The 11,911-nt window shown below is 71.1% G+C and carries 9 protein-coding genes; 8 read left to right on the top strand and 1 reads right to left on the bottom strand.

Going from position 1 to position 11,911, the window contains the following annotated elements; all coding sequences use genetic code 11:
• Nucleotides 1–41: 41 nt before the first annotated feature.
• Nucleotides 42–1,574 carry an FAD-dependent monooxygenase gene (locus ACZ6R6_RS01045; RefSeq protein WP_470089122.1) on the top strand — a complete coding sequence of 511 codons (1,533 nt, stop codon included), beginning with the start codon at nucleotides 42–44 and terminating at the stop codon, nucleotides 1,572–1,574.
• On the opposite strand, the gene ACZ6R6_RS01050 is transcribed toward ACZ6R6_RS01045, so the two are convergent.
• Entirely contained in the window at nucleotides 1,571–2,296 is a 726-nt protein-coding gene (locus tag ACZ6R6_RS01050) for a GntR family transcriptional regulator (RefSeq protein ID WP_470089124.1), read from the bottom strand. The two genes, ACZ6R6_RS01045 and ACZ6R6_RS01050, sit on opposite strands and share 4 nt — an antisense overlap.
• A gap of 492 nt (nucleotides 2,297–2,788) precedes the next feature.
• Between ACZ6R6_RS01050 and dapA the strand changes: the two genes are divergently transcribed.
• The 7 genes from dapA (at nucleotide 2,789) to ACZ6R6_RS01085 (ending at nucleotide 11,826) form a co-directional block, all read left to right on the top strand.
• The gene (dapA, locus tag ACZ6R6_RS01055; protein ID WP_470089126.1) at nucleotides 2,789–3,715 is read left to right on the top strand and encodes a 4-hydroxy-tetrahydrodipicolinate synthase; all 927 of its coding nucleotides are present in this window, start codon (nucleotides 2,789–2,791) and stop codon (nucleotides 3,713–3,715) included.
• 165 nt (nucleotides 3,716–3,880) lie between these two features.
• Nucleotides 3,881–5,566: a ribonuclease J gene (locus ACZ6R6_RS01060; RefSeq protein ID WP_470089127.1), complete on the top strand. Its 1,686-nt coding sequence runs from the start codon at nucleotides 3,881–3,883 to the stop codon at nucleotides 5,564–5,566.
• Between the two features lie 181 nt (nucleotides 5,567–5,747).
• Nucleotides 5,748–8,303: a DNA translocase FtsK gene (locus ACZ6R6_RS01065; RefSeq protein ID WP_470089128.1), complete on the top strand. Its 2,556-nt coding sequence runs from the start codon at nucleotides 5,748–5,750 to the stop codon at nucleotides 8,301–8,303.
• Nucleotides 8,304–8,414: 111 nt separating this feature from the next.
• Nucleotides 8,415–9,170: a helix-turn-helix domain-containing protein gene (locus tag ACZ6R6_RS01070; RefSeq protein ID WP_470089130.1), complete on the top strand. Its 756-nt coding sequence runs from the start codon at nucleotides 8,415–8,417 to the stop codon at nucleotides 9,168–9,170.
• A 115-nt stretch (nucleotides 9,171–9,285) separates the two neighbouring features.
• Nucleotides 9,286–10,695, top strand: a complete 1,410-nt coding sequence (gene rimO / locus ACZ6R6_RS01075; protein WP_470089132.1) for a 30S ribosomal protein S12 methylthiotransferase RimO — start codon at nucleotides 9,286–9,288, stop codon at nucleotides 10,693–10,695.
• A 25-nt stretch (nucleotides 10,696–10,720) separates the two neighbouring features.
• Nucleotides 10,721–11,323: a CDP-diacylglycerol--glycerol-3-phosphate 3-phosphatidyltransferase gene (gene pgsA, locus ACZ6R6_RS01080; RefSeq protein ID WP_470089134.1), complete on the top strand. Its 603-nt coding sequence runs from the start codon at nucleotides 10,721–10,723 to the stop codon at nucleotides 11,321–11,323.
• Nucleotides 11,323–11,826, top strand: coding sequence for a CinA family protein (locus ACZ6R6_RS01085; RefSeq protein ID WP_470089135.1), 504 nt, complete (start codon nucleotides 11,323–11,325; stop codon nucleotides 11,824–11,826). The genes pgsA and ACZ6R6_RS01085 overlap by 1 nt, the downstream gene beginning before the upstream one ends.
• Nucleotides 11,827–11,911 lie beyond the last annotated feature (85 nt).

The raw sequence follows: 11,911 nt of genomic DNA on the forward strand, positions 1-11,911 counted from the left end.
TAAGTTTTTAGCGACGGTAGTGAATTCTCCGGGAGGTTGGCATGTCGTACGACGTTGACGTGGTGGTGGCCGGGGGCGGCCCCGTGGGGCTGATGCTCGCCTGCGAGCTGCGGCTCGGCGGCGTCTCGGTCGTGGTGCTGGAGCGGCTGGCCGAGATGGACCCCACCATCAAGGCCGGCGCGCTGAACACGCCCAGCGTGGAGGCGCTCTACCGGCGCGGTCTGCTGCCCGCGCTGCAGCGGGCCCAGGAGGAGAACCTGGAGCGCTACGCCGCGTTCATGCGGCAGCGGCTCCCCGAAGGAGGGCCCGCCAAGGCGCCGCCGAGGTTCGCCGGCCACTTCGCGGGGATCATGCTCAGCGGCGACCGGCTCGACCCGTCCGACCCGGAGCTGGCCGGGCACGGCCCCGCGGATCTCGTCGGCATGGTCAATCAGCAGCAGCTCGAGGAGCTCCTGGCCCTGCGCGCCGCCGAGCTCGGGGTCGAGGTGCGCCGGGGCGTGGAGCTGACCGGCCTGGAGGCCGACGCCGACGGGGTGACCGTCATGACGGACGGCGGGCGGATCCGGGGCCGCTGGCTGGCCGGCTGCGACGGCGGCAGGAGCACGGTCCGCAAGCTCGCCGGCTTCGACTTCCCCGGCACCGGCCCGGAGATCACCGCCTACCAGGCCATGGTGGAGATGGAGGGCTCCGAGGCGCTGGGGGCGGGCTGGCAGGCCACCCCCACCGGCGTCTACGCGCACGGCCCGATGCCCGGCCGCGTCCTCACCGTGGAGTTCGGCGGCGCTCCGGCCGACCGGGACGCCCCGGTCACCGCCGATGAGCTGCAGGCGTCGATCAGGAACGTCAGCGGGGTCGACGCCGTCGTGACCGGGGTCAGGACCGCGACCCGGTTCACCGACAACGCCCGTCAGGCGACCACCTACCGGCTCGGGCGGGTGCTGCTGGCCGGTGACGCGGCCCACGTCCACTCGCCCTTCGGCGGCCAGGGGCTGAACCTGGGTCTCGGAGACGCGGTGAACCTCGGCTGGAAGCTCGCCGCCACCGTGCGCGGCCGGGCTCCGGAGGGTCTGCTGGACACCTACACCGCCGAACGCCACCCGATCGGCGCCTGGGTGCTGGACTGGACGCGCGCCCAGATCGCGCTGATGCGCCCCGATCCGCACGCCCGGGCGCTGCGCGAGGTGGTGGCCCAGCTGGCGGAGACCGTCACCGGGACCACCTACTTCGTCAAGAAGATCTCCGGGGTCTGGCAGCGCTACGACCTTCCCGGCGACCATCGGCTGATCGGCGGCAGCGCGCCGGACCTCGGGCTGGCCGACGGCTCCAGGCTCGCCGACCACCTGCACGACGGCCGGGCGCTGCTGCTGGACCCGGCGGGGGAGCTGCGGGCGGCGGCCGACGGCTATGGCGACCGGTTGAAGGTGGTCACCGGGGCCCTGCCCGACCGGCCCGAGCTGGCCGGGCTGCTGGTGCGGCCGGACGGGGTCGTCGCCTGGGCGGCCGACGCCGGCCGGGTGGATCCCGGCGCGCTGGAGACGGCCCTGCGCGCGTGGCTCGGCGCACCGGTCGCCTAGGGCTGCGGGCAGTGGGCGTAGACCAGGCGGAAGCGGTCGCCGGGGATGACGATGTCGCTGGTCTCGACCGGGCGGTCGCCGGCCCAGTGGGTGCGTTCGACGTGGAGGACGTGGACGCCGGTCGGCAGGGCGAGGGCGTCACTCTCGGTGGGCTGGGGGACGCGGGTGTAGACCTCCTCCACTATTTCGGTGATCTTGACGCCGAGCGCGGACAGCCGGGCGATCAGGCCGCGGGGGTGCTCCTCGGCGGCGGGCTCGCTGAACTCGACGGGCTCGTAGGAGGTGGCGAGCTGGACCGGCCTGCCGTCGCCCCGGAAGACGTGGCGGGTGCGGGTCACCGGGGCGGAGTCGTCCAGGCGCAGGCGCTGGGCGATCTCCGGGGTGGCCTCCGCGGGCTCGGCCCGCCGCTCCCAGGAGGCGCGGGGGCCCTGCGCCTGGATCTCGGCGCCGAAGGGGGAGTGGTGGTCGGGCAGGCGCCAGCGGTGCAGCGGGAGCAGTACGGGCTGGGCCCGGACGTAGTGGCCGGAGCCGACCCGGCCGACGACCAGCCCTTCGGCGGCGAGCACGCGCAGCGCGTGGCGGGCGGCGGTCTCGCCCACGCCGTACTTGCGGGTGAGCTGGGCGCGGGAGGGGATCGGCGCGCCGGGGGAGAGGGAGCCGTCGACGATCTGACGGCGGATGTCGGCGACGACGCGCAGGTAGACCGGATCGGAGGTTGCCACGTGTCCATCCCTGGGTTCGACAGGCGTCGTCCCATCCTGTCGTATTCGATGGACAACTCAGGGTAATGGCCCCGATTTGGAGCTCCAACTTTGCGGGGGCTCGGAGAAGTGCCCGAAAATATCTCAGAGACCGTGTAACACCCGCGTAAGCGCCCGCGATTCAACGGTAGAGGCCGCCGATGTGTGTACCCCCGAGCACATATCGGCGGCTTCTTTCATGTCTGCGGAGGGCGTCGGCCGCCTGGAAGCGGACATGAATCCTGTTACTTCTTTTTTTGCCCTTATGGGGACAAAATTGTGATCCTCGTTGCCCTCCCGGCGGCCGTGCTCGCCGGAAGGGGGAGCGGCGTCGCCGATCGGCACGTTATATCCGCCTTTACGGCGTGAAACGAGGCGTCTCAGGGGATATCAACCCTTGAGTGCATCGGTGTACCGAGGCTAGGCGGGGTGGCGGGGTCCACCGTATGGGTGGATCCGGGTACCGTTCGGTCTATGGCAGCGCCAACTGGAACCTCCGACGCACCCTTCGGTCGCATGCTGACCGCCATGGTCACGCCGTTCACCGATGACGGCGCGGTCGACTACGAGGGAGCGCAGCGCCTGGCCACCTACCTGGTGGACGAGCAGCGGAACGACGGCCTCGTGGTGAGCGGCACCACGGGCGAGTCCCCGACCACCTCCGACGCCGAGAAGGAGCGCATCCTGCGCGCCGTCGTCGAGGCGGTCGGCGACCGCGCCGCCGTCGTGGCCGGGGCGGGCAGCAACGACACCCACCACAGCGTCGAACTGGCCCGCGACGCCGAACGCGCCGGGGCCCACGGCCTCCTGCTGGTGACGCCGTACTACAGCAAGCCGCCGCAGGAGGGCCTCTACCGCCACTTCACCGCCGTGGCCGACGCCACCGGCCTGCCGGTCATGCTCTACGACATCCCGGGCCGCAGCGGCGTGCCGATCGAGACCGGCACCCTCCTGCGGCTGGCCCGCCACGAGCGGATCGTCGCGGTGAAGGACGCCAAGGCCGACCTGTTCGCCGGATCGCAGGTGATGGCGGCCGCCGACCTGGCGTTCTACTCGGGCGACGACACGCTCAACCTGCCGTGGCTGTCGGTCGGGGCCGTCGGATGCGTCAGCGTCGTCGGGCACGTCGTCGGCGCGGAGATCGCCGCGATGATCGCGCGGTACCGCTCGGGCGACGTCTCGGGCGCGCTCGACGTCCACCGCAGGCTGCTCCCGGTGATCTCCGGGATCATGACGCAGGCCGGTGGTGCGATCATGGCGAAGGCGGCGCTGAACCTGGTGGGGCGGTCCGCGGGACCGGCGCGACTGCCGTTGGTGGAGGCCACCGAAGAGCAGGTCGCGCGGCTGAGAGAAGACTTGATCGCGGGCGGCGTGAAGCTGTCCGACGGGGTTGTGTCATGAGAAGGCATGAGAAAGCACGTAGCGGCCAGTATCGGCCGCAGTGGGGAGGAACGGGAGTTTGAGCGACAGAGGACACAGCGGTCCGCTGGAGACCGGAGTGCTCGGCGAGGGAGCATTCCTGCCGGACAGAGGCTCCGCCGACGCTTGTGAGAGAGGTGTGGCCGCATGAGTCACCCCCACCCCGAACTCGGGCCGCCGCCGGTGCTGCCCGAAGGCGCGCTGCGCATCGTCGCGCTGGGCGGTCTCGGTGAGATCGGCCGCAACATGGCGGTGTTCGAGTACGAAGGCCGCCTACTGATCATCGACTGCGGGGTGCTGTTCCCCGAGCCCGACCAGCCGGGCATCGACCTGATCCTGCCCGACTTCGAATACATCCGGGACCGCCTGGACGACGTCGAGGCCGTGCTGCTGACCCATGGGCACGAGGACCACATCGGCGCCGTGCCGTACCTGCTGCGGGAGCGCCGCGACATCCCGGTCGTGGGGTCGAAGCTGACGCTGGCGCTGGTCGAGGCGAAGCTCACCGAGCACCGCATCCAACCGTCCAAGCTTGAGGTCGTCGAGGGGGAGCGGCACCGGTTCGGGCCGTTCGAGTGCGAGTTCTTCGCGGTCAACCACTCGATCCCGGACGCGCTGGCCGTCGCGGTCCGCACGCCCGCGGGCATCGTGCTGCACACCGGCGACTTCCGGATGGACCAGCTGCCCAGCGACGGGCGGCTGACCGATCTGGGCGGCTTCGCCAGGCTCGGCGCCGAGGGCGTCGACCTGCTGATGTCCGACTCGACGAACGCGGAGGTGCCGGGCTTCGTCACCAGCGAGCGGGAGATCGCGCCGGTCATCGACGAGGTGGTCCGCACCGCCCAGAAGCGCGTGATCGTGGCGAGCTTCGCCTCCCACGTCCACCGCGTCCAGCAGGTCATGGACGCCGCGCACAAGCACGGCCGCAAGGTCGCGCTGGTCGGCCGCTCCATGGTCCGCAACATGGGCATCGCCCGCGACCTCGGCTACCTGAAGGTGCCGACGGGCCTGATCGTCGATTCCAAGGAGATCGAGACCTGGCCGCCGGAGGACGTGGTGCTGATCTGCACCGGGTCCCAGGGCGAGCCGATGGCCGCGCTGTCGCGCATGGCCAACCGCGACCACCCGATCAGGGTCGCCGAGGGCGACACCGTGCTGCTGGCCTCCTCGCTGGTGCCCGGCAACGAGACCTCGGTCAACAAGGTGATCAACGGGCTGGCCCGGTGGGGCGCCCGCGTGGTGCACAAGGGCAACGCGAAGGTGCACGTCTCCGGGCACGCCGCCGCGGGCGAGCTGCTCTACCTGCTCAACGTGACCAGGCCGTCCAACTTCATGCCGGTGCACGGCGAGTGGCGGCACATGCGGGCGCACGCCAAGATCGCCGCGCTGTCCGGGGTGCCCGACGACCACATCGTGATCGCCGAGGACGGCGTCGTGGTCGACCTGCTCGACGGCCGCGCGAAGATCGTGGGTGCGGTCTCGGCCGGCTACGTCTACGTGGACGGCACCTCGGTGGGCGACGTCACCGACTACGCGCTGAAGGACCGACGGATCCTGGGCGAGGAGGGCTTCATCTCCGTCGTCATCGTGGTCGACACCGCCAACGGCAAGCTCGCCGGCGGCCCGGAGATCCACGCCAGGGGATCGGGCATCGACCCCGACCGTCTGGAGGAGGTCATTCCGCAGATCGAGAAGGCCGTGGAGGAGCACACGGCCGACGGGGTGGTGGACGTCCAGCAGATCCGCAGGGTGGTCCGCAGGACCGTCGGGCGCTGGGTGAGCGACACCTACCGTCGCCGACCGATGATCATCCCCGTGGTGATCGAGGTCTGACCCGCCCGCCGTACGGTGGCCCCACCGGCCGCCCACGGCCCGCCGCCGCCCCACCGCGGGCGGCGGCTCGCTCCCCTGTGAGGCCGGTTCCGCCGCCGGCCGGGCCGGAGGCGGAACCGGTGAGACGCCGTCACGGCGAGCCTCCGCGCGATCCACCATCCGTCTCGTTAGCCTCACTATCATGGCCACCCGTACGTCTAAAGGCGCCTCAGGTAAGACCCCCGCCAAGGGGGCCACTGGTAAGGGGTCCGCTGGCCGGTCCGGACCCCGCCCGTCCCGTACGGCCCCCGCCAGGCGGTCCTCCACCGCGCGGGCGAGGACGACGGCCCCGGCCCGCAGGTCCGCCACGCCGAACCAGGACCCGATCGGCTGGGTCTTCACCATGATCGGCAAGCTGTTCATGGGGATCTGGATGCTGCTCGCCGGTGGCATCGGCAGCGCGGCGCGCGCCCTCGGACAGAACGCGCGGGAACTCGACCCGGTGCACCGCCGCGACGGGCTCGGCCTGGCGGTGTTCTCCGGGGCGATCGTGCTGGCCGCGATGACCTGGCGGGAGAGCACGGGCACGGTCTCGGCGGTGGTCAACGCCGTCATGCGCGGGGTGTTCGGATCGCTGGCCTGGCTGATCCCGATCCTGCTGGCGCTGCTGGCCTGGCGGCTGCTGCGCCATCCGGACCAGAACGCCGACACCGGCCGGATGAGCATCGGGTGGTCCGCGCTCACCGTCGGCGTCCTCGGTGTCGTGCACATCGTGCACGACACGCCGTACCCCTCGGGGGGCGGACCCAACGGCATGGACAAGGTGTCGGCCGCCGGCGGCATGATCGGCTTCGTCGTCTCGGCGCCTCCGGCGAGCATCCTGCCGGCTTTCGTCACCATCCCGCTGATGCTGATCCTGTCCGGCTTCGGCGTCCTGGTCATCACCGCCACCCCGGTGCACCGGATCCCGGAGCGGCTGGCCGAGATCAAGCACATGCTCTTCAACCGCGACCTCCCGGCCAAGCCCCGCGAGCCCCGCAAGCGGACCGCGCGCAAGAAGCCGGAGGAGGGGCCGGAGGTCGGCGACAACGTCAAGCCGTACGACACCCCGGTCGTCACCGAACCGCAGGGCAGGCGGCCGGCCGAGCCCCCCGAGCACGCCGACCACTCCCCGGAGATCGTGCCGGGGCTGGTGGGGGAGGACGAGGAGGCTCCGGCCCGCAGGTCCGAGCCGCCCGAGCCGAGCCCGGCGCCGCGCAAGGTGGAGCAGCTCGTCCTGTCGCCGCAGGCCGGCCCCTACACGCTGCCCGACGCGCAGCTGCTGCGCCCGGGCAGCGCGCCCAAGCCGCAGACCAAGGCCAACACCGTCGTGGTCAACGCGCTGACCAGCGTGCTGGAGCAGTTCGCCATCGACGCCCAGGTGATCGGTTTCACCCGCGGGCCGACGGTGACGCGCTACGAGATCGAACTCGGCCCGGCCGTCAAGGTCGAGAAGGTCACGGCGCTCACCAAGAACATCGCCTACACGGTCAAGTCCGCGGACGTGCGCATCCTGAGCCCGATCCCCGGCAAGTCGGCCATCGGCGTCGAGATCCCCAACACCGACAAGGACCTCGTGTCGCTGGGCGACATCCTGCGCTCCCAGGTGGCCCAGGCCGACCAGCACCCCATGATCGTCGGCCTCGGCAAAGACGTCGAGGGCCGCACGATCGTGGCCAACCTCGCCAAGATGCCGCACCTGCTCATCGCGGGCGCCACCGGCGCCGGCAAGTCGGTCTGCGTCAACGGCCTCATCTCCTCGATCCTGATGCGCGCCACCCCGGACGAGGTCCGCATGGTGCTGGTCGACCCCAAGCGGGTCGAGCTCAGCGTCTACGAGGGCATCCCGCACCTCATCACGCCGATCATCACCAACCCCAAGAAGGCCGCCGAGGCCCTGGAGTGGGTGGTGGGCGAGATGGACCGCCGCTACGACGACCTGGCCGCCAGCGGGTTCCGGCACGTCGACGACTTCAACAAGGCGGTGCGCGCGGGCAAGCTCGTGCCGCCGCCGGGCAGCGAGCGGGTCTACCAGCCCTACCCCTACCTGCTGGTGATCGTCGACGAGCTCGCCGACCTGATGATGGTCGCCCCGCGCGACGTCGAGGACTCCATCGTCCGCATCACCCAGCTCGCCCGCGCCGCCGGCATCCACCTGGTGATCGCCACCCAGCGCCCGTCGGTGGACGTCGTCACCGGCCTGATCAAGGCCAACGTGCCCTCCCGGCTCGCCTTCGCCACCTCCAGCCTCGCCGACAGCCGGGTCATCCTCGACCAGCCGGGCGCGGAGAAGCTGGTCGGCCAGGGTGACGCGCTGTTCCTGCCGATGGGCGCCAGCAAGCCCATGCGGCTGCAGAACGCCTTCGTCTCCGAGAAGGAGATCACCGAGGTCGTCGCGCACTGCAAGGCCCAGATGCAGGTCGAATACCGCGACGACGTGGCCGCCGCGGCGACCGCCAAGAAGGAGATCGACGAGGACATCGGCGACGACCTCGACCTGCTGGTCCAGGCGGCCGAGCTGATCGTGACCACCCAGTTCGGCTCGACCTCGATGCTCCAGCGCAAGCTGCGGGTGGGCTTCGCCAAGGCGGGCCGCCTGATGGACCTGCTGGAGAGCCGGAACGTGGTGGGGCCGAGCGAGGGGTCGAAGGCCCGGGAGGTGATGGTCAAACCCGACGAGCTCCCCGGCCTCCTCGCCGACCTGCGCGGCGGTGAATGACCCCCGTCGCGGCTGACCTGCGCGGAGAACGACCCCCACCGCACGAGCCCCTTTCGATTACTGGTTGAATAGGACCCACTACGCAACGTCGGGGGCTGGGGGGCGTGCGCTATGAGCATTGGCAGCGATCTGGCAGAGGCGCGTCGGGCGGCGGGTCTGACCGTCGGACAGTTGAGCGCGCGCACGCGCGTTCGCGAGGCGCTGATCCACGCGATCGAACGGGATGACTTCTCCCAGTGCGGGGGGGACTTCTACGCGCGCGGACACATCCGCAACATCGCCAAGGTCATCGGGCTCGATCCCGAGACCATGGTGCACAGATACGACGAGCTGCACGGGGGTGTGCCGCTGCCGGTGCGGGCGGCCAGCGTCTTCCAGGCCGACACGCCCATCAAGATCCGCGAGAGCCGTTCGCCCAACTGGACGACCGCGATGGCGGTCGCGCTGGCCATCGTCGTGGTGTTCGGCGTGGTGAAGATGATGGGCGGCCAGGACACCCCCACGGCGGAGGTCCGCCCGGCCGCGGTGCCGGCCGTGCCGCCGCCGGCCGCATCGGCCGCGCCCAGCCCGTCGCGCCAGGCGGCGTCGCTGGCGACCGGCAAGAAGGGCGAGGTGGTCGTCTTCCAGGTCAGGGCGGAGCGTTCGTCCTGGATCGACGTGACGGAGGCGGGCGGCCGCAAACTCTTCTCCGGCATGCTGGAGGCGGGTAAAACCTCCGTCTGGAAGGCGAAGAAGGGGGTGAAGGTCACCTTCGGCGACGGCGGAGCCTTCCTCGTGCGGATGAACGGGAAGAACCTCGGCACCGCCGGCCCTTCCGGGCAGGTCCTCACCCGCTCCTACGGGGCCCCCGCGCCCCGGCCGCGCTAGGTCCGCGGCCCGGTCCGCCGCGGCGCTCTCCACAGGATGGTGGCCGCTCCGCAGCGAGCTTGTGATGGGGGAGGTGCATCGGTGGTGGCCAACTCCCGATACCGTAGTGTTCACCATGTCATCCCGCCGAACCGCATCGCTGATAACACTGGGCTGCGCGCGCAACGAGGTCGACTCCGAGGAGCTCGCCGCGCGTCTTGAGGCTGCCGGTTGGCAGGTGGGCGACGACGACCCCGATGTCATCGTCGTCAACACCTGCGGCTTCATCGACTCAGCGAAAAAGGACTCCATCGACACGCTGCTCGCCGCGGCCGACTCCGGGGCCAAGGTGGTCGCCGCGGGCTGCATGGCCGAGCGCTACGGCGATCAGCTCGCCGACGCGCTGCCCGAGGCGTCGGCCGTCATCTCCTTCGACGACTACACCCAGATCGGCACGCGCCTGGACGACGTGCTGGCGGGCAGGCCGCTGGTCCCGCACAGTCCCCGTGACCGCAGGACCCTGCTGCCCATCTCGCCGGTCGAGCGCGCGGCCGTGCCCAAGACCAACATCCCCGGCCACGGCGAGCTGCCCGAGGGGCTGGCCCCGGCCAGCGGCCCCCGGCCGCTGCGCAAGCGCCTGGGCGACGGCCCGGTGGCGTCGCTGAAGCTGGCCTCCGGCTGTGACCGGCGCTGCACGTTCTGCGCCATCCCGGCCTTCCGCGGCGCCTACGTCTCGCGTGCTCCGGAGGAGCTGCTGGGCGAGGCCGCGTGGCTGGCCGGGCAGGGCGTCAAGGAGCTCGTGCTGGTCAGCGAGAACTCCACCTCATACGGCAAGGACTTCGGCGACCTGCGGGCGCTGGAGAAGCTGCTGCCCTCCCTGGCCGCGACCGAGGGCATCGAGCGGGTGCGGGTCAGCTACCTGCAGCCCGCCGAGCTCCGCCCGGGCCTGCTGGAGATGATCGCCTCGACCGAGAGCGTGGCCCCCTACTTCGACCTGTCCTTCCAGCACGCCAGCGGCTCGGTGCTGCGCCGGATGCGCCGCTTCGGCGACCCCAGGCGCTTCCTCGACCTGCTGGAGGCGGTCCGGGCGATCGCCCCCGAGGCGGGTGTGCGCTCCAACTTCATCGTGGGCTTCCCGGGCGAGACCGAGGAGGAGTTCGGCGAGCTGACGTCCTTCCTCCAGGAGGCCAGGCTCGACGTGATCGGCGTCTTCGGCTACTCCGACGAGGATGGCACCGAGGCGGCCGAGCTGCCCGGCAAGCTGGAGCAGGAGGTCGTCGACGCCCGTGTCGCCGCGCTCACCGAGCTGGCCGAGGAGCTCATGGCCCAGCGGGCCGAGGAGCGGATCGGCACCGAGGTGGACGTCCTCATCGAGGAGGACCTCGGTGACGGCGGCTACGAAGGCCGCGCGGCCCACCAGGGGCCGGAGGTCGACGGGTCCGTGACGGTCCAGGGCATCGGCCTGGTCCCCGGCCAGATCGTCCGGGCCGTCGTGGTCGACTCCGAGGGGGTCGACCTGATCGCCCGCATCAAGGTCGCACCATGAGTGCGCCGCCGGGCCGGGAGAGCGTATGACCAACACGCCAGAGACCGGCACTGACGCGACCGCGGCAGCCGCGCGCCCCAAGGTGAGCGCGTGGAACATCGCCAACGTCGTCACAGTGATACGGCTGGCGATGGTCCCGCTCTTCGTGGTCTGCCTGTTCCTGCCGGGGGCCGGCTGGCGGGTCACGGCCCTGGTGGTCTTCCTGGTCGCCTCGCTCACCGACCTGCTCGACGGCGAGCTGGCCCGCCGCTACGGACTGGTCACCGACTTCGGGAAGATCGCCGACCCGATCGCCGACAAGGCCCTGATCGGCGCCGCGCTGATCAGCCTCTCGGTCCTGGACGAGCTGCCCTGGTGGGTCACCGCCGTGATCCTGGGCAGGGAGCTGGGCGTCACCCTCCTGCGGTTCGCCGTCATCAGGCACGGCGTCATCCCCGCCAGCTACGGCGGGAAGGTGAAGACCGTGCTCCAGATCGCGGCGATCGTCTCCTACATGTGGCCGGAGGTGCCCGAGCCGATCCGCTGGGCCGTCATGGGCGCGGCGGTCGTCGTGACCGTGGGCACCGGGCTCGACTACGTGGTCCGCGCGGTCAAACTGCGGCAGGTGGCGAAGCGGGCGCGGGCCTGATGAGTCACCGCCTGCTCGCCGCCACCAACGTGCTCTCCCTGCTCGTCCGCCGGGGCGAGACGGTGGCGGTGGCCGAGTCGTTGACGGCCGGGCTGATCGGCGCCGCGCTCACCGCCCCCTCCGGGGCGTCCGCGGCCTTCGTGGGCGGGGTCCTCTCCTACGCCACCGACCTCAAACACCGCCTGCTGGGGGTCCCCGCCGACCTGCTGGAGCGCGAGGGGGCCGTGCACCCGCGGGTCGCCGCGGCGATGGCGGTCGGCGTGCGCGAGCTCACCGGCTCCACGTACGGCCTGGCCGCCACCGGCGTGGCCGGTCCCGACCCGCAGGACGGCAAGCCGGTCGGCACCGTGCATCTGGCTGTTAGCGGGCCAGATGGGCGGGTATGGCACCGAGACCTCCGTCTTGACGGGACTCGTGAGGAAATTCGGCAATCGACGGTGAACGAGGCTGTGGACCTACTTCAAGGTGTGCTCGAGACGAACTTGGGGGAACATTCCGGGTGATTACCGCGTTACGTCCCCAGCGAACATGCTCATCACGGTCTGCCGCGGTGTTGGTCGATACAGGTACGGTGGAGATGTGAGTGAG

The sequence above is a fragment of the Streptosporangium sp. NPDC048886 genome (assembly GCF_055586905.1).

What these genes read in the sequence shown, in the direction of transcription:
- ACZ6R6_RS01045 (WP_470089122.1), top strand. Translation starts at nt 42, where the DNA reads ATGTCGTACGACGTTGACGTGGTGGTGGCCGGGGGCGGCCCCGTGGGG.
- dapA (WP_470089126.1), top strand. Translation starts at nt 2,789, where the DNA reads ATGGCAGCGCCAACTGGAACCTCCGACGCACCCTTCGGTCGCATGCTG.
- ACZ6R6_RS01060 (WP_470089127.1), top strand. Translation starts at nt 3,881, where the DNA reads ATGAGTCACCCCCACCCCGAACTCGGGCCGCCGCCGGTGCTGCCCGAA.
- ACZ6R6_RS01065 (WP_470089128.1), top strand. Translation starts at nt 5,748, where the DNA reads ATGGCCACCCGTACGTCTAAAGGCGCCTCAGGTAAGACCCCCGCCAAG.
- ACZ6R6_RS01070 (WP_470089130.1), top strand. Translation starts at nt 8,415, where the DNA reads ATGAGCATTGGCAGCGATCTGGCAGAGGCGCGTCGGGCGGCGGGTCTG.
- rimO (WP_470089132.1), top strand. Translation starts at nt 9,286, where the DNA reads ATGTCATCCCGCCGAACCGCATCGCTGATAACACTGGGCTGCGCGCGC.
- pgsA (WP_470089134.1), top strand. Translation starts at nt 10,721, where the DNA reads ATGACCAACACGCCAGAGACCGGCACTGACGCGACCGCGGCAGCCGCG.
- ACZ6R6_RS01085 (WP_470089135.1), top strand. Translation starts at nt 11,323, where the DNA reads ATGAGTCACCGCCTGCTCGCCGCCACCAACGTGCTCTCCCTGCTCGTC.